The following is a 22905-nucleotide window of genomic DNA, read 5'->3' on the forward strand; positions in this document are numbered from 1 at the left end:
GCGGGCGTCGAAAACGTAGGAGTATACGGCCAAATACTGGATGGATGCACACTATCGAATGATGTCATTGCAGGCTTACATGAAAGGTCTTTCATCTACACGCGGCAAAGCGTCGCGATATACCCTGCCAATCGATCGGACTGGTAGAATCGCCGCCGGTTCACACGAGGTTTTTCCATGCACGATCCCCACAGCGAACGCATGAGTGGCAGCGAGACCCGCGCGGCGAGCGGTCTGGCCCTGGTGTTCGCCTTCCGTATGCTGGGCATGTTCATGGTGTTGCCGGTACTGGCGACCTATGGCATGGACCTCGCCGGAGCGACCCCGGCCCTGATCGGGCTGGCGATTGGCGCTTATGGCCTGACCCAGGCAATTTTCCAGATTCCCTTCGGTATCATTTCCGACCGTATCGGCCGCCGACCGGTGATTTACCTCGGCCTGGTGGTCTTTGCCCTTGGCAGCGTGCTGGCGGCTGGCGCCGATTCGATCTGGGGCGTGATCGCCGGTCGGATCCTGCAGGGCGCCGGAGCGATTTCCGCGGCGGTCATGGCGTTGCTGTCCGATCTGACTCGCGAACAGCATCGCACCAAGGCCATGGCCATGATCGGCATGACCATCGGCCTGTCATTCGCGGTGGCGATGGTGGTCGGTCCCTTGCTGACCCGGGCTTTCGGCCTGTCCGGATTGTTCCTCGCCACCGGTGGCATGGCGCTGGTGGGCATCGTGATCGTGATGTTCATGGTGCCGCGTTCCACCGGTCCCTTGCAGCACCGTGAGTCCGGCGTCGCGCGCCAGGCCTTGATGCCGACGCTCAAGCACCCGGACCTGTTGCGCCTGGACCTGGGCATCTTTGTGTTGCACGCCATGTTGATGTCCAGCTTCGTGGCCCTGCCGCTGGCGCTGGTCGAGAAGGCCGGGCTGCCCAAGGAACAGCACTGGTGGGTGTACCTCACGGCGCTGCTGATCTCTTTCTTCGCCATGATCCCGTTCATTATCTACGGCGAAAAAAGACGCAAAATGAAACGAGTTCTGCTCGGTGCCGTCGTGACGCTGATGCTCACTGAGCTATTCTTCTGGCAGTTCGGCGACAGCCTGCGGGCTCTGGTGGTGGGTACGGTGGTGTTCTTCACCGCGTTCAACCTGTTGGAGGCTTCGCTGCCGTCGCTGATCAGCAAGGTTTCACCGGCTGGCGGCAAGGGCACGGCGATGGGGGTTTACTCCACCAGTCAATTCCTCGGTTCGGCATTGGGCGGAATTCTCGGCGGCTGGATGTTCCAGCACGGCGGTTTGTCGGTTGTGTTCCTGGGATGTGCGGCTCTGGCTGCACTCTGGCTGGCCTTTGCTGTTACCATGCGTGAACCTCCCTACGTGACAAGCCTGCGCTTGCCGTTGTCGCCCGAGGCGATCCGCGAAGCGGGTCTGGTCGAGCGCCTGAAGGCCGTCGTAGGGGTAACAGATGCAGTGATAGTCGCTGATGAAGCGGCCATTTACATCAAATTGGACACCGAACTATTGGATCGCAGCACCCTGGAAGACCTGGTGAACAACCCGGCCGGGGCAGCGTGCGTAGCCTAGGAGAACGTAATGGCCCGTGGGGTTAACAAAGTCATATTGGTCGGCACTTGCGGCCAGGATCCTGAAGTTCGCTACCTGCCGAACGGCAACGCCGTGACCAACCTGAGTCTGGCCACCAGCGAACAGTGGACCGACAAGCAAACCGGTCAGAAAGTCGAAAAGACCGAATGGCACCGTGTATCGATGTTCGGCAAAGTGGCGGAAATCGCCGGCGAATACCTGCGTAAAGGTTCGCAAGTCTACATCGAAGGCAAGCTGCAGACCCGCGAGTGGGAAAAAGACGGTATCAAGCGTTACACCACTGAAATCGTGGTCGACATGCAAGGCACCATGCAACTGCTGGGCGGTCGTCCACAGCAGGGCGATCAACAAGGCGGTGGCAACAACTACCAGCAGTCCGCACCCCGCCAGCAGGCTCCACGCCCGCAGCAGTCGGCACCGCAGCAGCGTCCAGCGCCACAACAGGCCGCTCCGCAGCCAGCTCCGGATTTCGACAGCTTTGATGACGATATCCCGTTCTAAGTAAACGCTTGGAACAAAAAGAGCCCGGCATTCCCAAAGGATGCCGGGCTTTTTGTTGGCGGCGATTTTTCAGTCGAGTATCAGGTGTGGCAAGAACCGGCTCGAGTCCTTGGTGATCAGGCTGTTGTCTTCCCGGACACCGATGCCCGCCGCCTGATCGCCGATGACCCAGGAGCCGATCAGCGTATAGCTGTCGTCGAACTTCGGCAGCGGTGCGAATTCCTGCAGGATGAACGGCGCGTCCGTGTAGGGGCCATCCTCCTTGACGATCAGGCCTTCGGCGGTTTGCAACTCGATGTTGGCGCCTTCCCGCGAGAAGTATGGTTTGCGAACCCAGCCCTTGGGTACCGCTTTGCCTGGCTCGGTATCCAGTTGGGCGGCGAGCAGGTTCGGATGACCTTTGTTGAACTCCCACAGCAGCGGCAGGATGCCCTTGTTGGAGAGGATCGACTTCCAGGTCGGCTCGAAAAACTGCGTGTCACTCTCGGCAATCGCCGCGCCGAAGGGCTCGTGGAAGATGAACTCCCAGGCATGCAGCTTGAACAGGTGAGGGATCCAGCGATCTTCAAGGTCGACGAAACGGCCTTCACTGGTCAGTCCGATGTCTTCGATATCGATGTGCCGTGATTCGATGCCGACTTTTTCGGCGATCAGGCGCAGGTAGTCAGTGGTGCCCCTGTCTTCCACCGAGTCTTTCATCGAGGCGAAGTAGAACGGCTGCTTGAGCTGCAGCTGGGCGAAAGCCTGATGCAGCTTGGTGTCGATGCTGTTGAACTGGTCGGCACTCTTGGGCAGCAGGCCACGCTCGATGCATTGCTCCAGCCAGCCCCATTGAAAGGCGGCAGCCTCGTACAGGCTGGTGGGGGTGTCGTAGTTCAGCTCCAGCAACTTGGCGGGGCCACTACCGCTGTAGGAGAAATCCATGCGCCCGTACAGGTGCGGATGGCCTTCGAGCCACGACGTGCGGATCAGGTCGTGAAAGGGCGCAGGAATGCTCAGGCGCTCCAGCAGCTCTTCGCTCTTGACCACACGGGCCACCAGATCCATGCACATTTCGTGGATCTCGGTGGTCGGGTCTTCCAGATCGTTTTCGATCTGTTTGAGCGTGAACTGGTAGTACGCGCTTTCGTCCCAGTAGGGTTCGTCGTCGATGGTATGGAACAGAAAGCCGAGGCTCTCGGCCGTCTGTTTCCAGTCATGCCGCTCTGCGCAGTGGATTTTCTTCATGGCCTTGCGTCCTCAGCTGCTCGATCCGCCGCCCCAGCCGCTGCGGGCACTGGCCTTGCTGCCGAAGCCGCCACGGGAGGTGGAAGAAGCCACGGAAATCGGTTTCTTGGCCGGACGCGTGGTGGTGGTGCTGTAGCCGCTGCCGTATTTCGCCTGGTTGGAGCGGTAGAACGTTGAGCCCTTGGCGATTCGCTGACTGAGCGTGGAAGAACCGTAGCTGCCGCGATCGTCGCGATAGCGATAGACCGGCTCGGAGTAGTAGCTGTTGCGGTTGTTGCTCAGCATGTTGCCGATCAGCAGGCCGGTCAGCAGGCTGCTGGTGGAAAAGCCCGAACCGCCGCTGCTGCTGGCTTCCGACGCAGGCAACTGGGCCCGCGCGGCGTCCACCTGGGATTGCGTGACCTGGCCATCCGCCGTCAGTTCGAAGCCGCCCAGCCGGGGGATGAACTTGCCGGCCGAGTCCTGCTGGCACCAGTCGGCGACGAAGTCGGCATCGCAATCGGCCTGATTGTCGTACACCGGGGCCATGCGGCGATGCTCGGTCAGGGCGGTCATGTAGGCGTCGGAGCAGACATCCACCGGGAGCTTTTCATCGGCGCACTGCTGAACGGACTGGAAGTTGTACTTCTTCTGCACCGCGTAGGTTTTTTCCGTTGGTCCGCAGCCCGATATCGCCATGGCGACCGACGCGGCCATCGAAAGCTGTACGTACTTGCTTCGTTTCATTCGGCGCTCCCTGCCGTCAGTTCTGGGAAGGGGTCATGCACGCAGCGTTCAGCATGCCGACGCTGATGGCCACTGCCGCCACATAGATCCCCGCCGCGATTTCACCTTTCTGGATACGTTCGGACACGCCCTTGAGCACCAGGCTGGTTATCAGGAACGCCAGCAATTGGACGAACGCGGCGATCACCGCCCAGACAACGAAATCCAGAATGCTGATGGAGTAGGCGATGACATTGCTGGCCGGAATGGCGAAACCGATGATCGCGCCACCCAGGGCAATCGCCGCGGCCACGTTGCCCGAGCGGATCAGTTCGAATTCCTTATGGGGCGTGATTCGGGTGTAGATCAGCTGAAACAGCGCGAATAACACCGCAGCGCCGCCGAGGTACAAGACAAACCCGAGCACGGCGGCTTTGTTCAGGGAGATGGAGAGTGCTTCCAGCATGGATAACTTCCTGTTTAAAAAATAGTCAGATCGGTGGTGTACAGCGAGATGCCCCGGGACGTGCTCAGGCTGATGGTGCCTTCTGCGTCTTCCTCGACGGAAAACAGCAGGAACTCCCGGCGATTGGTCAGGCCGGTGTCGCGGGCGTAGAGCATCGAATGGTGTTCGATGCGGTAAGTTTCCTCGGGATTGCTCAGGTTTTCGCTCAGCGACACCAGTTCCGTCTGGCCGGCCTCGCTGCCCCATTCGCGGGTGAAAACGACGCCGTCGTGGGTGTAGGTCGGCAGGCCGATCAGGCTGTCGGGACCGGCCAGCCGGCGCAGCTCAGCTTCGGTGCTGATGGTGACGTAGTCCAGATAATTGAACAGGATCACCGACTCGACTTGCCCGGCGATAGCGCCGGTGGTGTGCACTTGCAGCCAGTGATCTTCGTCGTTCAGGTAGTAACGCGACAGCCAGGTCGATTGACCGAGTTCGATGGTGCCGGCGCTCCAGATCTGCTGGGACTCGGGGATCGCCACGGTGGTTTTCCCGTCGAGCAGCAGTTTCAGGGTCGAGTCGAACATCACGCCCTTGCCGAACGCCAGGCCCAGCGGCCCGGCGAGCGCCTCATTGAACGGCACGCTGTCGTTGGCGATCCACTTCGAATCCGAGTTTGGAGCTTCGAGCCCCATGAACTTTTTAAACCATCCCATCGAAGACCTCGAATCGACAAAATGAAAGAAGGGCAATCAATGCCCTTCCTGTTGCGCGGTTACCGCCTGGATCACTCGGCGGACTGTTTTTTCAAGCGCTCGAGAATGGCGTTGGCGCTGCCTGCGTCCGGGGTGATGCCGGCCTCGCGCAGTTTGCGATCCAGATCGTTGCCGGTCGAAGCCTCGGCCAGTTCGTCCTGGGCGTTCAGCTCAGCCGCGCGCTGCTGTTGCCTGGCTTGCAGGCGATTGAGGGTGCCGACCGCGGTTTCCAGCTTGCCGTTGGCGCCGCCGCTGGCGATCGACGCGCTGACCTGGGCCTTCTGCACGCTTTCACGGGCCTTGGCCATGTCCACTTGCTGGCGCAGGCTCTTGATCCGCGCTTCGGCCTTGTTGATGTCCTTGCGCATGTTGTCGGCGTAGGTGCCGAACTCGGTGGCCTGCTTCTGCTCGACATCCAGATCGTTGGTCAGGGTCGAAATGGCTTCGGCCACTTCCAGCGCCAGGTCCTCGCGATTGGCCTGGATCGCGGCCAGTGCCTTGGACTCCAGGTCCTTGATCTTGGCGTTGTACTCACCGACGCGATCGGCAGAGAGTTTGTGTTTGGCCATGATGGTGACCAGCTCGCGCCGGGCATTGGCCAGGGCGCTGTCGGCGTCGCGGATTTCCTGGTCGAGGATGCGCAGGGCCTGCTGGTCGACGATGGCCTCGCCGACTTCGCTGGCGCCGCCGCGCAATGCGGTGAACAACTTGCTCCAGATGGACTGAGTCATTGGATTTTCCCTGTTTGCGAATGGCTTGGAAGAGGATTACTTGAAGAAGTGTTCGAAGGCTTCGCTGGCGCGATGCACGTTGTCCACCAGGGTTTTGATCTCGGTGACCACGTTGGTCAGGCTCGAGTCGGAGCTCAGCGCGCCGAACATGTTGTAGACAGTCTGCCCGTTCGGCATGGATTCGATACCGATCGAGGACAGCGGGAACAGCTCGCGGCTACGCAGCACGGCATCGTTGAAGGCACGCACGTCGCTGATCGAGTCGATGTCGACCAGTACGGTGTCGACGATGATCTGCTCGCCGACTACCGCGATGTAGATCGGCAGGCCGCCAAACTCGTTCATTTCCAGCTTGATGCTGGACTCGGAGCCTTGGACGAGGGAGAGGGTGATTTCTTGCGATACCACTTCGTCCAGGGCCTGAAGGGCGGTGAACAGGCGGTCGATGGTCCAGTTGTTACCTGCGCTCATGTATTTCTCCGACATGAATGAGCCAGCCAGAATCGGTTGGCGTAGCTGTTGCTCCATTTGCTTGAGCAGGCTTCGATTTTCCGGAAGCACCCAAGTCTCGTGTTTCACATAACCGGCAGCGGCCAGTGCGGCGCGCATCTGCTTCATGTAGAAGCTCGAGGGCTTTTTCGTGGACGGTTTCGAGCGCTCTTCCTTGCCGGCGGATGATCCTGCCGCAGAGCTGCTTTTCATGGTGACCACTCCCGTTATGAAAACTCACGCGCTGAAACACTACAGTCAATTCTGACAGCTCACAATGGCTCACGCGTGAGATTTTCAGACACACAGAAAAGGCCGGTGACCTGTGTGAGGTTACCGGCCTTGAGCGTTTGCGGGTCGATCAGCTGGCGGACAGGAACTCTTCGGTCGATATCACTTTGGCATAGGCAAAACCGAGAGCCGACATGAACGCGGCATGCACATGCGCCGCCGGAACGGTCGTACCGTTGAATTCCAGGTCGCGGGAGGCACAGGCGTCGTGGATCACCGTGACGCTGTAGCCCAGATCATTGGCGGCACGGGTGATGCCGTCGATGCACATGTGGCTCATGCTGCCGGCCACCACCAGTTCCTTGATGCCTTGTTCGTCCAGGATCGACTTCAGTTCGGTTTCGCGGAACGAATTGACGAAGTGCTTGAGCACCACCGGCTCATTGTTCTGGTTGAGGACTTTGGGGTGCAGTTTTGCGCCTTCCGAGCCCGGAGTGAAGAATGGAGCGGCGTCGGAGGTGAATTCGTGGCGGATATGCACCACCGAATCGCCGGCTTCACGGAAGGACTTGAGCAGGCGTACGGCGTTGTCCGCGGCAGCATCGGCGCCGGCCAGCGGCCACTTGCCTTGTGGGAAGTAGTCGTTCTGGATATCAACTACGATGAGTGCTTGCTTGGCCATGACTGTTTCCTCGAAGTGCGGTTTGGGTGTGGAATGAAGTATTGGCGCTGGCGCTCCGATCGGGGATTGGCCGCACCGACAATAGACGGGGGAAAACTGACAATGGATGCACAAAGGGCAATCGTCGAACTGGGCGTGTTGATCTATCCCGGCGCGCAGATGGCGGCGGTGCATGGGTTGACCGACCTGTTCGGGGTGGCCAACCGGATTGCCGCCGAGCATCAGGCGGCGCAATTGCCGGTATTGCGCGTGAGTCACTGGCGGGTCGAGGGCGATCAGGCCCCGGCGCGGGTGTATGACAGCCATGGCGGTGCGGACGGTCCGCTGGTGGCGGTGTTGATTCCACCGTCGATTGCCGGCTTCAGCGAAGGCCAGGCGCCGCGCCTCCTGCTGGACTGGCTGCGGCAGCAGCATGCCAACGGCGCGACCCTGGGCGGGGTGTGCGTGGGTTCGCTGCTGTTGGCCGAAAGCGGTCTGCTCGACGGTCGCAGCGCCACGACCCACTGGACCTCGGCCAAATCCTTCGCTGAACGCTACCCGGCGATCAAGCTCAAGGCCGACACGCCCATCGTCGATGACGGCGACTTGATCACCACCGCCGGGCTGATGGCCTGGTCCGAACTGGGCCTGCGTTTGGTCGACCGTCTGTTGGGGCCGAGCATCGCCACCGGTACCGCGCGTTTTCTGGTGGTGGAACACAGCGACAGCGCCAGCGAGTGCGGCAGCAATTTCGCGCCGATCCTGAGCCATGGCGATGCTTCGATCCTCAAGGTGCAGCACTGGCTGCAGAGTACCGGCGCCACCGATGTGTCGCTGAGCGCAATGGCCGAGCGCGCGGGGCTGGAGGAGCGCACGTTTTTGAGGCGTTTTCGTGCGGCGACCGGACTCAAACCCACCGAATACTGCCAGCACCTGCGGGTGGGCAAGGCGCGGGAGATGCTCGAGTTCACCAATGGAACTATTGATCACATTGCCTGGACTGTCGGGTATCAGGACCCGGGCGCGTTTCGTTCGACCTTCAAGAAAATCACCGGGCTGGCGCCGAGTGATTATCGGACGCGGTTTGGGGTGACGCCGGGGAATGCTCCCCGTTAGCCGCCACACCACAAATCCACCCGTGGGCTTGCTCGCGAAAGCGGTGAGTCAGTCGCCATAGAGGTCAACTCACACACCGCATTCGCGAGCAAGCCCGCTCCCGCATTGGATCTGTACAAGGCATTGAATCGTGCAAAATGCCGGATGTGCGCGCGCCCTCGTGCAGAATCAAACAGGCCCCATGCCATCACCCATTCCCTATCCAGCTGATTTGAAAGGCTTTTGCGCACACCCCCGATTGGCCTGATCCCTGCACCCCTCTCGCTACATTCATCTAGCGCCGATTGAAGGGGGACGCATGACCCCACCCAACGCCAGAAAGCTGATGGTCGCCCATTCGGTGCGGCCCGATGCACCGCTGCATGAAGTGGAAACCAACCGCGCCCTGGCCAAGTGGCTGGCGCAGATTCTCGGGCTCAAGTTCGGCGGCAGCTTCGATCCGCAGCAGCATCGCGGCAAGGACCTGTACGTGCTGCCGACCCAGACCCTGGTGGGCGCGACCGCCGCGCGCGAGCTGGCGGTCAGAGGCCCGGAAGATCTGTGGGGCGGCTACGTCGAGCATGATTTCATCTGCACCAAAGCCATCACCCACGGCTTGCGCAGCCATCAGGCCCATGCGCCGCCCGGCTGGGCACCGCTGTTTTCCGAGCGAGTGCGCAGCGTCGTGCTCGACGGCCTCAGCGTGTTCTCCCTGGAGGACGCTCGGCCAGCGGCGGAGCATCTGCTGTACACCGGCCCGATCCGCCTCAAGCCGATTCACGCTTGCGCCGGTCGCGGTCAGGAAGTGATCGAAAGCCTCGACCAGTTCGACGAGATCCTCGCCCGCCCCGAAGCCAGAACCCTGTTCACCGAAGGCGTGGTGCTCGAGCAGGATCTGGACAAGGTGGTCACCCACAGCGTTGGCCAGAGTTTTTTTGGCGACAAGGTACTCAGCTACTGCGGTGACCAATACCTGACCGAGGATGCCGAGGGCGAAGAGGTCTACGGCGGCTCAAACCTGCTGGTAGTGCAGGGTGGCTACGATGAATTGTTGAAGCTGGACCTGCCTGACGACGTGCGCCTGGCCATCCAGCAGGCCCAGGTGTTCGACAGCGCGGCAGATGAAGCCTATCCGGGCTTCTACGCGTCTCGACGCAACTACGACATCGCCCAGGGCATCGACTGCAACGGCAAACAGCGCAGCGGCGTGCTCGAACAATCCTGGCGCATGGGCGGGGCCAGCAGCGCGGAAGTCGCGGCCTTGCAGAGCTTCGTCAACGACCCGCAGATGCGCGCGATCCGGGTGTCTTCCGTGGAGACCTATATCGATCAGCCGTTGCCGGCGCACGCCATCGAGGTGTATCGCGGGCCTGCGCAAAACAGTGAATTCCTCCTCAAGTATGTGACGGTCAAACCCTATGACGGCTAGAAGCGAAAGCATTCAAATCGACATTGATGATGAACAGATGAGCGGGACCTTTCTCAGTCCCAAATCGAAAGTCCCCGGCGTGCTGTTCGTGCACGGCTGGGGAGGGAGTCAGGAGCGGGACCTGGAGAGGGCCAAGGGCATTGCGGGTCTGGGGTGCGTGTGCCTGACCTTCGACCTGCGCGGCCATACCGGCGGCACCGGCATTCCGCTGACGCGGGTGACTCGCGAAGACAACCTGCGCGACCTGCTGGCGGCCTATGACCGTCTGCTGGCGCATCCGGCGCTCGATACTTCGGCGATTGCCGTGGTGGGCACCAGTTATGGCGGTTACCTGGCCTCGATCCTGACCTCATTGCGTCCGGTGCGCTGGCTGGCGCTGCGGGTGCCGGCGCTGTATCGCGACGATCAATGGCACACGCCCAAGCGCGACCTGGACAAGCTCGACTTGCGCGATTATCGCAGCACCCTGGTGCGCGCCGACAGCAATCGGGCGCTGCATGCCTGTTCGCAATTCACCGGGGATGTGTTGCTGGTGCAGTCGGAAACCGATGACTACGTGCCTCATGCGACCATCATGAGTTACCGCGCAGCGTGTCAGCAGACACATTCGCTGACGCACCGGATCATTGATGGGGCTGACCATGCGCTGAGTGATCCGGTTTCGCAGCAGGCTTACACCTCGATCCTCGTGGACTGGATCACGGAAATGGTGGTGGGGGAGCGGTTGAGTATTATTCAGTCCAGGTAATGTGGTGTTTTTGCGGGCCTCTTCGCGGGCAAGCCTCGCTCCTACAGTGTCCGAGTCGTTCACGAAATTTGTGTCCACAGAAGACCCTTGTAGGAGCGAGGCTTGCCCGCGAAGAGGCCCGCCCAGACACCACAAGTCACTTGGGCTTTTTGGCAATCCGCAACGACTTGGCCTTGGCCTCCACCACCAGATACATCACCAGCGTGATCAACAACGGCAGCAGAAAATAAATCGCCCGATAAGCCAACAACCCCGCCACCAGACTCCCCCGCGATACCTCGTGTTGCAGCAACGCCACGAACACCGCTTCCAGCACCCCGAGCCCCGCCGGGATGTGGGTGATGACCCCGGCGATGGCGCTGATCAGCAACACGCCCAGCACCAACGGGTAATCGAGTTTGCTCGGCAGCAGGGTGAAGATCACCGCCGCCATCAGTGACCAGTTCAGCGCCCCAAGGCCCAGTTGCAGGATCGCCATGCGCAACGACGGCAGGTTGATTTCCACGCCGCGAATCGCCCATTCGCGTCGCTTGGAAAACTGACACGCCGCCAGATACCCGGCACTGGCCAGCAGCAGCAAAACGCCGACGCCTTGCAGCGCATCGCTGCTCAGCTTCCAGCCCGGCGGCATGCGCACCAGCCCGCTGCTGAAGATCGCACCGGCGATCAGCATGTAGCCGAACCAGTTGGTCGCCAGGCTCAGCCCGAGGATTTTCGCGATGTTGCTCTTGCTCACGCCGAGCCGCGAATAGAGTCGGTAGCGCATGGCGATGCCGCCAACCCAGGCGCTCAGGTTGAGGTTGAAGGCATAGCTGATGATCCCCACCGGCAGGATCTGTTTCCACGTCAGGTCCTGGCGGATGTAGGTGCGGCCGATCAGGTCGAAACAGGCATAGACCAGAAAACTGGTCAGGGTCAGCCCGGCGGCGATGAGCAGCGTACGCATCTTGAATTCGGTCAGCGTGTGCAGCACTTCCGCCCATTCGATGCGCGAGGCGAACATTGTCAGCAGCACGATCAGCGCCAGGAAAAACAGCATTGTCAGCGGTCGTTTCCAGCGGCTTAAACGTGACTTGGCCGGGTGTTCGGCGTGGGCTGTCGCCTGGGCGTCACTTCGGCTCATGCTGATCGCTCCCGGTCGGTGAGGTGTAAGTTTTCAGGCGCGGTTTATGCGCCGGCAACCAACCGGCCATTGCCGGGAAATGGCGCAGGAAGTGGAACACCAGAAAGCCCACCGTCATGTGCCAGATTCGTCCGCGCGGCGCGGTGTCGACGGACATGAGCTTGCAGTGGTTTTCGCTGAGCTCTTCCAGCCGCTCGAACAGGTCGCGGTTGAAGGCGCGATCGCGGATCAGCACGTTGGCTTCCAGGTTCATCGACAGGCTCAACGGGTCGAGGTTGCTGGAACCCACGGTGCTCCAGTCTTCGTCCACCAGCGCGACCTTGCCGTGCAGTGGGCGGTCGCAGTACTCGTAGATCTTCACCCCGGACCTGAGCAGGTAATCGTAGGTCATGCGCGCGGCGAGCTTGGCCACCAGCATGTCGGGCTGGCCTTGCAGAATCAGGCGCACATCGACGCCACGGCGGGAGGCGTTGCGGATCTCGCGCAGCAGTCGGTAGCCGGGGAAAAAGTAGGCGTTGGCGATCACCACGCGGCGTTGGGCGGTGCGCAGGACCTGGCGGTAAATCTCCTCGATGTCGGTCGAGTGCTCGGCGTTGTCGCGGTACACCAGGCGAACCTGTCCGTCACAGTCATTGATGACCAGTTCCGAGCGACGCTGCCGGCGCCGTTGCCACCAGTATTTGGCCCGTGCGGGACGGCCGCATTGCAGCAGGGCGAAGTGGTGAATGTCGGCCACTGCCGGGCCCTGGACTTCCACCGAATAGTCCTGCTTGGCTTCGGGGCCGAAGTCGGCCAGATGGTCGCCGGAAAAGTTGATCCCGCCGATGAAGGCGACGGTCCCGTCCACCACCACGATCTTGCGATGCAGGCGGCGGAACCAGTTGGTGCGAATGCCCAAACGCTTGGGGGCCGGGTCGAACATCTGAAGATGCACGCCCGCGCCGCTTAGGGCAGTGAGATAACCCGTGCTCAGTTCTCCGCAACCGAAGCCGTCGAAGCTGGCGGTGACCCGCACCCCGCGCTGCGCCGCTTCGATGAGCACGGTCTTGAGTTCTTCGCCGACCTTGTCTTCGAAGACGATGAAGGTTTCCAGCAGGATCTCGGTCTTTGCCTGGCGCATCGCCTCGAACACCCTGGGAAAATAGGCTTCGCCGTTTTCCAGCAATTCGACGCGGTTGTTGCCTTGCCAGCGGTACTCGACATCCACCGCTGCCGGCTCGTTCGACGGCGGTGAGGTGATCGTTTCCACGGCGGTTTTTTCCATGGGCGAAGTGCTCATAGTTCGATCTCCACCGACAGGGGGGCGTGGTCCGAAAGGTGTGACCAGGGACGTGTCGTCAGCACCTGTGCCAGGGTGGCCTTGAGGTGGCGCACGTAGATGCGGTCCAGGCGCAGCACCGGCAAGCGGGCGGGAAAGCTGCGGGCCGGTTTGCCGTGCTGCTCGGCGAATACTTCGCGCAAACCGTGGGGCGTGAGCAGGGCATCGGCGCGCTGGCGCCAATCGTTGAAATCCCCGGCGACGATCACCGGCGCATCGTCCGGCAGCTCCTGAAGCCGTCGTGCGAGCAATTTGAGTTGGGCGTTGCGATGGCTTTCCCGCAGGCCCAGATGAACGCAGATCGCGTGCAGCTCGGGGCCGTCGCCGGGCAGGCGCAGCACGCAATGCAGCAGGCCGCGATTTTCGTGGCCGCTGATGGATACATCGAGGTTCTCGTGACGCACGATCTGGAATTTCGACAGCAGCGCATTGCCGTGATCGCCCGCTGGATACACCGCATTGCGCCCATAGGCGAACTGCGGCCACAGGGTGTCGGCGAGGAACTCATATTGCGGAATCGAGGGCCAGTTGTCGTAGCGCTTGGGGTGCTGTTCGTGGGTGCCGTGGACTTCCTGCAAGAACACCACATCGGCCGAGACACTGCGCACGGCTTCGCGCAGTTCAGGCAGGATGAAACGTCGGTTCAGTGCGGTGAAACCCTTGTGGGTGTTGACCGTCAGCACCGTGAAACGATGCACCGTGGTCTCGATGGCGGCCTGCTCGTCGGTGACGCCGACCGGTTCGGGAATCGTCATGGCAGCGCTCCTTCGGCAACGGGCTCACCGGGGGCGGTGGCCAGGTGTTGGTCGAGGTCTAAATGCTCCAGCAGACGACGGGCATCGAAGGGCGCGCGGACCTTGATGTCGTTATCGAAATAGCAAAACACTTCACGGGATTTGCGCACCCTGGGTTTCTCCCGGGGCGCGATCAACTGCGGGTCACTGGGTTGCCGGCCGTTGTGCCAGGCTTCGATCCTTTCGCCCCAGCGTTTCAAGGCCTGCGGTGTGTAACCGCTGGCGTACAGCTCTTCGGCACCGTGCAGGCGCAGGTAGACGAAGTCGCTGGTGATGTCTTCGCGATAGGGCCATCTGCCGGCGGTGTCGGCAATCACCAGGGCGGTGTTGTAGCGCTTGAGCAGACGGACGAAGGCGGGGTCGATGAAGCTGTCGTTGCGGATTTCCACGGCGTGGCGCACCGGCTTCTTTTTGTAGGCCTTCTGGCTCGCGTGGCCGTTCAGATGTAAGTCGTGCTGCCGGGCCAGGGCGGCGGCCTGTTCGGTGTTGTGGGGCAATTGTTCGAGAAAGCTTTCGAACAGTTCGGCATCGAATTTGAAGTTGGGCGGAAACTGCCAGAGGATCGGGCCGAGTTTTTCCCGCAGTTCCAGTAACCCGGAAGCGAAGAAATTCGCCAGGGGTTTCTGGATGTCCCGCAGACGCTTGATGTGGGTGATGAACCGCGGTGCCTTGACGCTGAACACGAAGTGCAGGGGCGTATCGGCGTACCACTGGGCGTAGCGTTCAGGCCGTTGCAGGGCGTAAAACGATCCATTGATTTCGATGCTGTTGACGGCCCGCGACGCGAATTGCAGTTCGCGTTTCTGCGGCAACCCCTTTGGGTAGAAATCCCCCCGCCAGGGCGTGTAGCGCCAACCTGAAATACCGATATGAATCGCCGCCATGTCGCCTCCCGTCCGAGTGCCCCATTTCTTTGCTGACTGTGGGGTGGCGGGGAAAGTTTCGGTGGGACTACGGACGGCAGTGCAACACATAACAACGTAGGAGCTGCCGCAGGCTGCGATCTTTTGATTTTGTTTTTCAAGATCAAAAGATCGCAGCCTGCGCCAGCTCCTACAGGGAGGATCAGTGGCCTGTGACGATACGGGTCGAGCTTGGGGCATACACCGGGCCCAACCGGTCAAGACGCCCACTCCACGCCGTCAACGCCAGCGCCACCAGCACCACCAGACCGCCGATCCACGCGGTATGGATCAAGCCCATGTGCGCCACGATCAAACCACCGCCCCAGGCGCCGCCGGCGATACCCAGGTTGAACGCGGCGATGTTCAGGCCCGAAGCCACGTCCACCGCACGCGGGGTGTGGTGTTCGGCCTGGCGCACCACATACACCTGCAGCCCCGGCACATTTCCGAATGCCACGGCGCCCCAGACCAGCACGGTGGCCAGCGCCAGCCATGGATTGCCGGCGGTGAAGGTCAGTGTGAACAGCACGGCGGCGAGCAGGGCGAAGATGATTTTCAGGGCGCTGACAGGGCCGCGCTTGTCCGCCAGTTTGCCACCCCAGATGTTGCCGACCGCCACGGAGACGCCGTACACCAGCAACACCAGGCTGACGGTGCTGGCGCTGAAGCCCGAGAGGTCCTGAAGGATCGGCGCCAGGAAGGTGAAGGCGATGAACGAGCCGCCGTAGCCGATGGCGGTCATGGCGTACACCAGCAGCAGGCGAGGTTGTTTGAGTACCTGCAATTGCTGCAACAGCGAAGCGGGTTTGCTGTGGGCGATGTTTTTCGGAACAAAGAGCAGGCTGCCGATAAAGGCGATCACGCCCAGGGCCGACACGGCGAGGAAGGTTTCACGCCAGCCCAAATGCTGACCGATGAACGTGCCCAGCGGCACGCCGGTGACCAGTGCCACGGTCAGGCCGGTGAACATGATGGCGATCGCGCTGGCGGCTTTTTCCTTGGGCACAAGGCTGGTGGCGATGGTCGAGCCGATCGAGAAAAACACCCCGTGGGCCAGGCCCGTGACGATGCGCGCCAGAATCAGCGACTCATAACTCGGTGCTTTCCAGGCCAACAGGTTGCCGAGGGTAAACAGCACCATCAGCGACAACAACAGCAGTTTGCGCGGGACTTTGCCGGTCAGTGCGGTCAGCACCGGCGCGCCGACGGCGACACCCAGGGCATACAGGCTGACCAACAGCCCGGCGGACGGCAGGCTGACCCCAAGGTCGGCGCCGATGGTGGGTAACAGGCCAACGATGACGAACTCGGTCGTCCCGATGGCAAAGGCGCTGAGGGTCAGCGCGAGCAAGGCAATGGGCATGGCTGCAACTCCAGTGGGTTGATTCGATGGAGCGCAGTGTCGGGGTTTGGGTTGTGCGGAAAAATACAGGGATGGGCATTTGATATTTGCGTGGGGGGCAAATATCCAGGGGGAGGGCGAACTTGCCGCCCATTTATCGATCAGTTCCTTACAGTCTCATCCAATGGAGCGCGTGCTTTGATCAAGCTCAAGACCGCGATATTAATGGGGGCGCTGCTGTTTCTGGGCAGCGAGGAACTGGAAGCCGCGACGATTCCCGGTGTGCCGGCCGCCGCGACACCGCCAGCGCATCCGCAGCCGCTGGTGGAAGGCGGGTTGCTGGGCGCCATCAGCTCCAGCCTCGATGAGGTCCAGGACAAACTCGACCTCAACGAAGACCTGCTCGACGCCTGGCGTTTGCGCGCCGACCGCGCCGCCGATGAGGTGGATCAGCTGGTCAATCGCCCATCGGCCCGTTCGGCGTGGAGCGTGTCCGGCGATTTCCTGTTGCTGACCGCCGTGTGGGCCGGAGTCTTCGGCCTGCTGTGGATGTTCGGCAAGTCGCTGACCGAGCGCCTGTGCCGCCATCGCCTGCTGCTCAGCCGCGAGCGTGGTCAGGCATTGCTGGGCTACGTGCTGCCCTGGAGCATTCCGGCGGTGGTCAGCCTGCCGCTGACGATTTACGCCAGCCACTGGCTGCCGATCTCCGCCGGTCGGGCCCTGGCGTTGTGTTTCGCCTACGCCACCAGCAGCGGTGTGTTCGCCGCGTCCCTGGTGATGTCACTGGTGGTGCTGTTCAACGCCGGCCACAAGCGCCGCGCGGTGCAGATCATCCGCCAGCACAGCCCGCGACCGCTATTCGTGATCGGCTTTCTCGTCGCTCTGAGCGATGCCCTGACCAGCCCGCAGATCGCCCATCAACTGGGCGGCAACCTCACCAGCAGCATCGCGGTGTTCACGGGGCTTGCGGCGTCGATCGCCTTCGGTTGGCTGGTGATTCGCATGCGCCGTCCCGTCGCCCAGGTGATACGGATCCTGCCGCTGGCCCAGCGTCGTTCGAAGCCGGCCTTGCGCGAAACCCTGCGGATTTTTTCCGGGCTCTGGTACTGGCCGATCCTGTTGATGGTGCTGGTGTCGATCGTCAACCTGATCGGCGTCGGCGATGACAACCAGAAAGTCCTGCGCAGCGCGCTGTTCACCACCGTATTGCTGATCGCCGGAGTGTTCCTGAGCACTACGCTGCATCACCTGTTCAAATCCCACAATCAGTCAGACGTACGCCGCAGCAGCGCCTACAAGGAGCGCTTTCTCAGCCTCTCCCACGCGTTGCTGCGCATCGCCATGGCCATCGTGTTCATCGACATCCTCGGGCGGATCTGGGGCGTGTCGCTGTTCGAATTTGCGGTGAGCAATTCGGTCGGCCGGGCGATTAGCGATTCCCTGAGCCACATCGGCCTGATCTTCCTGGTGACCTGGATGGTCTGGGTGGTGCTCGACACGGCGATTCAGGAAGCCCTGAAACCGCCGGTCAACAAACGCTCGGCGCGCCAGCCCAGCACCCGGGTGAAGACCATCCTGCCGTTGCTGCGCAATGCGATCAAAATCGTCCTGGTGGTGATTTGCGCGATCACCACCATGGCCAACCTGGGGATCAACGTCGCGCCGTTCCTCGCTGGTGCCGGGGTGATCGGGCTGGCGATCGGCTTCGGTTCCCAGCAACTGGTGCAGGACGTCATCACCGGCCTGTTCATCATCATCGAAGACACGCTGTCCATCGGCGACTGGGTGGTGCTCGACTCCGGCCACGCTGGCACTGTCGAAGGTCTGACCATCCGCACCCTGCGCCTGCGCGACGGCAAGGGTTTCGTGCATTCGGTACCGTTCGGGCAGATCAAGGCGGTCACCAACCAATCCCGGCAATTTGCCTATGCGTTCTTTTCGGTGCAGTTCACCTACGACACCGATGTCGACCGGGCCATCGAACTGATTCGCGAGGCGGGGCACGAGATCAGCAGCGATCCTTTTCTCAAGTACAACCTGCAGGGGCCGCTGGATGTGTTCGGCGTCGACAAGATGGACCTCAATGGCGTGGTGCTGACGGCGCAGTTCCGGACTGTGTCGGGTGGGCAATATGCGGTCAGTCGGGCGTTCAACCAGCGGTTGAAGAAGCTTGTGGATAACCATCCTGAAGTGCATTTCGCGCAGACTTATCCACAGCAGGTTTTGATGCCCAGACGGTCTGAGCCGGTGATGGATGGGGAGGTGGAGCATTCGGCGGTGTTGATGCCGGAGCGGGTTCGGCCGCAGTGATTGGGTTCGGCCGGTGATTCTTTGGTGACTGTGCCGGCCTCTTCGCGAGCAAGCCCAGACACTCTCAATGCCGGATCAGTTTGCTGCGCACTTCAGCCATCCCTTGCTGATCCAGCTCCAGCCAAAACTGCTGCTTGCCGGCAATCTCGGCAGCCGCCGGCAATCCATCCCGATACACCAGCCGATTGCTCGCCAATGCCGGCACTTTCACCCCCGGCAACAACGTCCCCGCCAGGTTCAGCGGATCGACGCCGCACACCGCGATCAAACTGCCGTCATGGGGCCGGCGGCGGACTTCGCGCAGCAGCGCGATTGCCTCGGGCAGGGCGAATTGCTCCCCCGCCAGGCCACTGACAAAACGCCCGCCACGAATTTCGCCTCGGGCCTCCAGCCGATGGAACGTGCGCAGCAGTTCGCGCCAGCTGGGCAGCCAGTCCGCCTCACGCTCCAGCAAGCGCCAGAACACCACGCCATAACGGCGCAGCAAGGTCATGGCGATGTGTTCCAGGGTATCGGGGGAAATGGCGGTAGGACGTGCACCCTCAGTCACAGCGCCACGTCGCAGCAACGCCCAGCGCCCGGCATCGTCCATGCCGCCGATAAACGCCCCGCGTCCGCGACGGCTGCTGCGATTCTGCCGTTTGCTGGCCGGAGTGATCAGCGCGCGCAGGCCGGCGAAGCTGTCGGCGTTCACCAGCCCGGCGCCCACCAGCTCCTGCAAGGCGATTTCCAGTTCGGTGCGCAGCACATGGGCTTCGTGGGTCAGCTCATCGAAAAACAGCGCGCCGTGCTGGCGCAGGGCTTCGTAGACTTTTTGCGTCTTGGGCGACAGCTCATTGACCGGCGTCTGCTCGGTCAGATCGCTCCACAGCCCGACCCGGTTGCGCGGTAGCAGCACGATGGGCGTGTTGCGCAGGGCGCTGCTGGCGCCCTTGTTGCGCGCGGTCAGTCGGGTCCAGATCAGCTTGCCACTGCGACACAAATCATCGAGCCAAGTGGCCGAATAGTCCTTGATACGCGCCGGCAGGATGTCGCTGTCCCAGGCGGATGCGGCGGCGGGGTAACCCTCGAACTGCGCGACGATCGACGGCAACACCGCGCTGCCCTGACCCTGGCTGGCGCTGGACAGATGCTGCCAGTCGAAGAGAAAACGCATGAAATCCTGCAGCGCCACCGGCTCGATTTCCCGTCGCAGACGCTTGACCGTGTAGCGATGAATCCGCGCCAGCAAATGCCGCTCGCACCACTGTTCCTCTTCCACGCCGGGGATGAAGCGACCGCGCAGGACGTAACCTTCACGCTCCAGTTGCGCCAGTGCCTGGATGACTTGCACCGGCGGCAATCCCAATGGTCCGGCGATCGCTTCGAGCGGGAGCGGCGAGAAGGCACTGAGCCGGGCGCGAATCACTTCCAGCACCGCTTCGTCGTGTTCCCAGGGCTCATCGAAACCGGGCAAGGCATCCAGCGCCGGCCACACGGCGGCCTGTGGATAAATCGCTTGCAGGCAGGTCAGCCGCTCCCGAGCCAGCCATAACCCTTGATCGAGACGACAGGCTCGCCCACTGTCGGCCAGCGCATTCAACCAATCGACCCAGTTCTCATTGGCCTGCGCCTCGGCCTCGGTGATGCACGCCAGGCTCATGAGCGCTTCGTGCATCTCGTCGACGCTGTTGGGCTTCGGCCAGGCTTCCTCGCCCACGGCGACGATGGCCTCGGCGTCCAGTGCACCGAGATCGTCGGTGGATTGCGGATCGCTCCAGCGGCGGTTGATCACGGCCTGGGTGCGGCGCTCTTCCAGCGGTGCATCGTCGAGAAAGGTATAGGGGCGGGCGCTGAGAATCTCCGCGGCCAGCGGCGAGGGCGCCGGCAGATCGCGACTGATCAGGCGCACCTCGCCTCGTTCCATGCGCCGCAACAACGCCAGCCAGCCTTCGCTGTCCATGGCCTCGTGCAGGCAGTCGTCGAGGGTTTGTTCCACCAGCGGATGATCAGGAACCTCCCGTTCACCGGCGAGGTTTTCCACACAGGCGATCTGATCGGGAAACACGCTGGCGATCAGGTCCTCGCTTTTCATCCGCTGGATCTGCGGCGCGACCTTGCGCCCGCCGGTGAAGCGCGGCAAGGCCAGCGCTACTCCGGCATTCCAGCGCCAGCGCACGCCGAACAGCGGCGCCTCGAGCACGGCCTGGATCAGGATGTGCTCGGCGCTGTTGCTGTGCAGGTAGCGCCAGACATCGTCCAGTTCAAAGCTGTGGCTGGTGGACAGCGACAGGACGATGGCGTCCTCACTGGCGGCGGCCTGCAATTCGAAGTTGAAGGTGCGGCAGAAACGCTTGCGCAGGGCCAGGCCCCAGGCGCGGTTGATGCGGCTGCCGAAGGGCGTGTGGATGATCAGTTGGGTGCCGCCGGACTCGTCGAAAAACCGCTCCATCAGCAAAGTGTCCTGGGACGGCAGGGCACCCAGGGCCTGGCGCGCGCGGGCCAGGTATTCCACCAGTTGTTCGGCGCTGGCGACGTTCAGGCCCAGGGTTGCGGTCAGCCAGTCGAGGGCCGGTTGCAGATTGCCCGGTGTGTCGCCCAGCAGCGCATCGAGTTGCGCCTGCAGACGCGCGACGGCGAACGACAGTTCCGCGCTGCGTCCCGGTGCTTCACCGAGCCAGAACGGGATGGTCGGCGGCTGGCCCTGGGCGTCCTCGACCCGGACCTTGCCGGTTTCGACCCGCAGGATGCGGTAGGAAGTATTGCCCAGCTGGAACACATCGCCGGCGATGCTTTCCACGGCGAAGTCTTCGTTGACGCTGCCGATGTTCAGGCCCTGGGGTTCGAGCAGCACGCTGTAGTCGGCGTTGTCCGGAATGGTCCCGCCGCTGGTCACGGCGGTCATTTTGCTGCCGCGCCGCCCGCGCAGGGTGCGGTTGACGGCATCGCGGTGCAGATAAGCGCTGCGGATGCCCTGTCGGCCGTTGTAGCCTTCTGCGAGCATGTGCAGCAGCGCCTGGTAGTGTTTTTCGTCGAGCGCGGCGTAGGGCGAGGCCTGTCGGAACAGTTCCAGCAACGCCTGCTCCGGCCATTCCTGGCAACTCACCTCGGCGATGATCTGTTGCGCCAGTACGTCCAGCGGCGCCTGGGGGATTTGCAGGGTGTCCAGTTCGCCCCGGCGCACGCAATCGAGCAGCGCCGCGCATTCGATCAGGTCGTCACGGGTGATGGCGAACAGTCGGCCCTTGGGCGTGCCGCCGACCTGGTGCCCGGAGCGACCGACCCGTTGCAGAAAACCGGCAATCGAGCGCGGCGAGGCGATCTGACAGACCAGGTCGACGTCACCGATGTCGATCCCCAGCTCCAGCGAGGCCGTGGCGATCAGCACTTGCAGCTCGCCACGCTTGAGCCGCTGCTCGGCGTCCAGGCGAAACTCCTTGGCCAGGCTGCCGTGGTGGGCGGCGACGGCGTCCTTGCCCAGGCGCTCGCTCAGGTGGCGGCTCAGGCGCTCGGCGAGGCGGCGGGTGTTGACGAAAATCAGCGTGGTGCGGTGTTCCTGGGCAAGGGCGGCGAGACGGTCGTAGACCAGCTCCCAGACATCGTTGGCCATCACCGCCGAGAGCGGCACCGGCGGCACTTCGATGTCCAGGTCCCGGGGGCGGGCGTGGCCGATGTCGATGATCTCGCAGTCGCGATCGCGCCCGACCAGAAAGCGCGATACCGCATCAATGGGTTTTTGCGTGGCCGACAGGCCGATGCGCACCAGTGGCTCGGCGCACAGCGCCTGCAGGCGTTCCAGGCTCAAGGCCAGATGGCTGCCGCGTTTGCTGGCGGCGATGGCGTGGATTTCGTCGACGATCACCGTGCGGGTGGTTTCGAGCATCTGCCGGCCGGAATCGGAGCCGAGCAGCACGTAAAGGGATTCGGGGGTGGTGACCAGAATGTGCGGCGCGGTCTTGCGCATCGCCGAGCGTTCTTTCTGCGGGGTATCGCCGGTGCGCACGGCGGTGGTGATCTGAAGTTCCGGCAGGCCCATGACCCGCAGTTGTTCGGTGATGCCGGCCAGTGGGTCTTGCAGGTTGATCTGGATGTCGTTGGACAGCGCCTTGAGCGGCGAGACGTAGACCACCAGGGTCTGGTCGGGCAGGCCTTCGGGGCTTTCCAGGCCGCGGTGGACCAGATCGTCGATGACGGCGAGAAATGCGGTGAGGGTCTTGCCGGAGCCGGTGGGCGCGGCGATCAGGGTCGAGCGGCGCTGGCGGATCAGCGGCCACGCCCGGGCCTGGGCGGCGGTGACCGTCGCGAAGGTGTTGCTGAACCAGGCGCTGACGGCAGGATGGAAGCCGCTCAGGGCACTGTCGGCGGGGATGGGCAGGTTCATGGGGTCAGTTATGCGGGTGGGGGCGGGAAGATGCAAGTACCGCCGGGGCTTTGTGGTGGTCTTGAGGGCCTCCTCGCGGGCAAGCCCGCTCTCACAGTGTCCGTGTCATTCACAAATGCCCTGTTCACTGCAAATCTCTG

General features: G+C 62.4%; 19 protein-coding genes. 6 read left to right on the forward strand and 13 right to left on the reverse strand.

Annotated features, from left to right (window positions below):
- The first annotated feature begins 177 nt into the window (after positions 1-177).
- Together HNO86_RS11525 and HNO86_RS11530 are read left to right on the forward strand one after the other, a co-directional pair.
- Positions 178-1575, forward strand: coding sequence for an MFS transporter (locus HNO86_RS11525; protein WP_175377089.1), 1398 nt, complete (start codon positions 178-180; stop codon positions 1573-1575).
- Between the two features lie 9 nt (positions 1576-1584).
- Positions 1585-2097, forward strand: coding sequence for a single-stranded DNA-binding protein (locus HNO86_RS11530; protein ID WP_110965122.1), 513 nt, complete (start codon positions 1585-1587; stop codon positions 2095-2097).
- A 69-nt stretch (positions 2098-2166) separates the two neighbouring features.
- Here the strand turns inward: HNO86_RS11530 and HNO86_RS11535 are convergent, their stop codons facing one another.
- The 7 genes from HNO86_RS11535 to HNO86_RS11565 all read right to left on the reverse strand — a co-directional run bounded on the left by HNO86_RS11535 (position 2167) and on the right by HNO86_RS11565 (position 7362).
- Entirely contained in the window at positions 2167-3324 is a 1158-nt protein-coding gene (locus HNO86_RS11535) for a glutathionylspermidine synthase family protein (protein ID WP_175377090.1), read from the reverse strand.
- Between the two features lie 12 nt (positions 3325-3336).
- Entirely contained in the window at positions 3337-4050 is a 714-nt protein-coding gene (locus tag HNO86_RS11540) for a DUF1190 domain-containing protein (protein WP_175377091.1), read from the reverse strand.
- Positions 4051-4066: 16 nt separating this feature from the next.
- Complete coding sequence (locus HNO86_RS11545) at positions 4067-4495, reverse strand: DUF350 domain-containing protein (protein WP_175377092.1); 429 nt, start codon at positions 4493-4495, stop codon at positions 4067-4069.
- Positions 4496-4509: 14 nt separating this feature from the next.
- Positions 4510-5190, reverse strand: coding sequence for a DUF2491 family protein (locus HNO86_RS11550; RefSeq protein WP_175377093.1), 681 nt, complete (start codon positions 5188-5190; stop codon positions 4510-4512).
- 71 nt (positions 5191-5261) lie between these two features.
- Positions 5262-5960, reverse strand: a complete 699-nt coding sequence (locus HNO86_RS11555) for a PspA/IM30 family protein (protein ID WP_175377094.1) — start codon at positions 5958-5960, stop codon at positions 5262-5264.
- 36 nt (positions 5961-5996) lie between these two features.
- Positions 5997-6578: a YjfI family protein gene (locus tag HNO86_RS11560; protein WP_175377197.1), complete on the reverse strand. Its 582-nt coding sequence runs from the start codon at positions 6576-6578 to the stop codon at positions 5997-5999.
- Between the two features lie 232 nt (positions 6579-6810).
- Positions 6811-7362 carry a cysteine hydrolase family protein gene (locus HNO86_RS11565; protein ID WP_175377095.1) on the reverse strand — a complete coding sequence of 184 codons (552 nt, stop codon included), beginning with the start codon at positions 7360-7362 and terminating at the stop codon, positions 6811-6813.
- A gap of 102 nt (positions 7363-7464) precedes the next feature.
- Here HNO86_RS11565 and HNO86_RS11570 point away from each other — a divergent pair, with 102 nt between their 5' ends.
- From HNO86_RS11570 to HNO86_RS11580, 3 genes are all read left to right on the forward strand, one after another.
- Positions 7465-8457 carry a GlxA family transcriptional regulator gene (locus tag HNO86_RS11570; RefSeq protein WP_175377096.1) on the forward strand — a complete coding sequence of 331 codons (993 nt, stop codon included), beginning with the start codon at positions 7465-7467 and terminating at the stop codon, positions 8455-8457.
- Positions 8458-8755: 298 nt separating this feature from the next.
- Positions 8756-9865: a DUF3182 family protein gene (locus tag HNO86_RS11575; RefSeq protein ID WP_175377097.1), complete on the forward strand. Its 1110-nt coding sequence runs from the start codon at positions 8756-8758 to the stop codon at positions 9863-9865.
- Entirely contained in the window at positions 9855-10613 is a 759-nt protein-coding gene (locus HNO86_RS11580; RefSeq protein ID WP_175377098.1) for a S9 family peptidase, read from the forward strand. Before HNO86_RS11575 ends, HNO86_RS11580 begins: the two co-directional genes overlap by 11 nt.
- A gap of 136 nt (positions 10614-10749) precedes the next feature.
- Here HNO86_RS11580 and HNO86_RS11585 read toward each other — a convergent pair whose 3' ends face one another.
- The 5 genes from HNO86_RS11585 to HNO86_RS11605 all read right to left on the reverse strand — a co-directional run bounded on the left by HNO86_RS11585 (position 10750) and on the right by HNO86_RS11605 (position 16116).
- On the reverse strand, positions 10750-11736 hold the full coding sequence (locus HNO86_RS11585) for a lysylphosphatidylglycerol synthase domain-containing protein (protein WP_175377099.1): 987 nt from the start codon (positions 11734-11736) through the stop codon (positions 10750-10752).
- A complete protein-coding gene (gene clsB / locus HNO86_RS11590) occupies positions 11723-13015 on the reverse strand; it encodes a cardiolipin synthase ClsB (protein ID WP_175377100.1) in 1293 nt (430 codons plus the stop codon). The genes HNO86_RS11585 and clsB overlap by 14 nt, the downstream gene beginning before the upstream one ends.
- A complete protein-coding gene (locus HNO86_RS11595; RefSeq protein ID WP_175377101.1) occupies positions 13012-13809 on the reverse strand; it encodes an endonuclease/exonuclease/phosphatase family protein in 798 nt (265 codons plus the stop codon). Before HNO86_RS11595 ends, clsB begins: the two co-directional genes overlap by 4 nt.
- Entirely contained in the window at positions 13806-14732 is a 927-nt protein-coding gene (locus tag HNO86_RS11600; RefSeq protein ID WP_175377102.1) for a DUF72 domain-containing protein, read from the reverse strand. Before HNO86_RS11600 ends, HNO86_RS11595 begins: the two co-directional genes overlap by 4 nt.
- A gap of 181 nt (positions 14733-14913) precedes the next feature.
- Positions 14914-16116 (reverse strand): MFS transporter, encoded by a 1203-nt coding sequence (locus HNO86_RS11605; protein WP_175377103.1) that lies wholly within the window; start codon positions 16114-16116, stop codon positions 14914-14916.
- A 177-nt stretch (positions 16117-16293) separates the two neighbouring features.
- Here HNO86_RS11605 and HNO86_RS11610 point away from each other — a divergent pair, with 177 nt between their 5' ends.
- The gene (locus HNO86_RS11610; RefSeq protein WP_175377104.1) at positions 16294-18405 is read left to right on the forward strand and encodes a mechanosensitive ion channel family protein; all 2112 of its coding nucleotides are present in this window, start codon (positions 16294-16296) and stop codon (positions 18403-18405) included.
- A gap of 64 nt (positions 18406-18469) precedes the next feature.
- Here HNO86_RS11610 and HNO86_RS11615 read toward each other — a convergent pair whose 3' ends face one another.
- Positions 18470-22765 (reverse strand): DEAD/DEAH box helicase, encoded by a 4296-nt coding sequence (locus HNO86_RS11615; RefSeq protein ID WP_175377105.1) that lies wholly within the window; start codon positions 22763-22765, stop codon positions 18470-18472.
- Positions 22766-22905 lie beyond the last annotated feature (140 nt).

It is taken from the genome of Pseudomonas sp. C1C7, from assembly GCF_013359595.1.
Classification (GTDB): domain Bacteria; phylum Pseudomonadota; class Gammaproteobacteria; order Pseudomonadales; family Pseudomonadaceae; genus Aquipseudomonas.

Excerpts from the sequence above, each read along its gene's own strand:
- HNO86_RS11525 (WP_175377089.1), top strand. The coding sequence starts at position 178 with ATGCACGATCCCCACAGCGAACGCATGAGTGGCAGCGAGACCCGCGCG.
- HNO86_RS11530 (WP_110965122.1), top strand. The coding sequence starts at position 1,585 with ATGGCCCGTGGGGTTAACAAAGTCATATTGGTCGGCACTTGCGGCCAG.
- HNO86_RS11535 (WP_175377090.1), bottom strand. The coding sequence starts at position 3,324 with ATGAAGAAAATCCACTGCGCAGAGCGGCATGACTGGAAACAGACGGCC.
- HNO86_RS11540 (WP_175377091.1), bottom strand. The coding sequence starts at position 4,050 with ATGAAACGAAGCAAGTACGTACAGCTTTCGATGGCCGCGTCGGTCGCC.
- HNO86_RS11545 (WP_175377092.1), bottom strand. The coding sequence starts at position 4,495 with ATGCTGGAAGCACTCTCCATCTCCCTGAACAAAGCCGCCGTGCTCGGG.
- HNO86_RS11550 (WP_175377093.1), bottom strand. The coding sequence starts at position 5,190 with ATGGGATGGTTTAAAAAGTTCATGGGGCTCGAAGCTCCAAACTCGGAT.
- HNO86_RS11555 (WP_175377094.1), bottom strand. The coding sequence starts at position 5,960 with ATGACTCAGTCCATCTGGAGCAAGTTGTTCACCGCATTGCGCGGCGGC.
- HNO86_RS11560 (WP_175377197.1), bottom strand. The coding sequence starts at position 6,578 with ATGAAGCAGATGCGCGCCGCACTGGCCGCTGCCGGTTATGTGAAACAC.
- HNO86_RS11565 (WP_175377095.1), bottom strand. The coding sequence starts at position 7,362 with ATGGCCAAGCAAGCACTCATCGTAGTTGATATCCAGAACGACTACTTC.
- HNO86_RS11570 (WP_175377096.1), top strand. The coding sequence starts at position 7,465 with ATGGATGCACAAAGGGCAATCGTCGAACTGGGCGTGTTGATCTATCCC.
- HNO86_RS11575 (WP_175377097.1), top strand. The coding sequence starts at position 8,756 with ATGACCCCACCCAACGCCAGAAAGCTGATGGTCGCCCATTCGGTGCGG.
- HNO86_RS11580 (WP_175377098.1), top strand. The coding sequence starts at position 9,855 with ATGACGGCTAGAAGCGAAAGCATTCAAATCGACATTGATGATGAACAG.
- HNO86_RS11585 (WP_175377099.1), bottom strand. The coding sequence starts at position 11,736 with ATGAGCCGAAGTGACGCCCAGGCGACAGCCCACGCCGAACACCCGGCC.
- clsB (WP_175377100.1), bottom strand. The coding sequence starts at position 13,015 with ATGAGCACTTCGCCCATGGAAAAAACCGCCGTGGAAACGATCACCTCA.
- HNO86_RS11595 (WP_175377101.1), bottom strand. The coding sequence starts at position 13,809 with ATGACGATTCCCGAACCGGTCGGCGTCACCGACGAGCAGGCCGCCATC.
- HNO86_RS11600 (WP_175377102.1), bottom strand. The coding sequence starts at position 14,732 with ATGGCGGCGATTCATATCGGTATTTCAGGTTGGCGCTACACGCCCTGG.
- HNO86_RS11605 (WP_175377103.1), bottom strand. The coding sequence starts at position 16,116 with ATGCCCATTGCCTTGCTCGCGCTGACCCTCAGCGCCTTTGCCATCGGG.
- HNO86_RS11615 (WP_175377105.1), bottom strand. The coding sequence starts at position 22,765 with ATGAACCTGCCCATCCCCGCCGACAGTGCCCTGAGCGGCTTCCATCCT.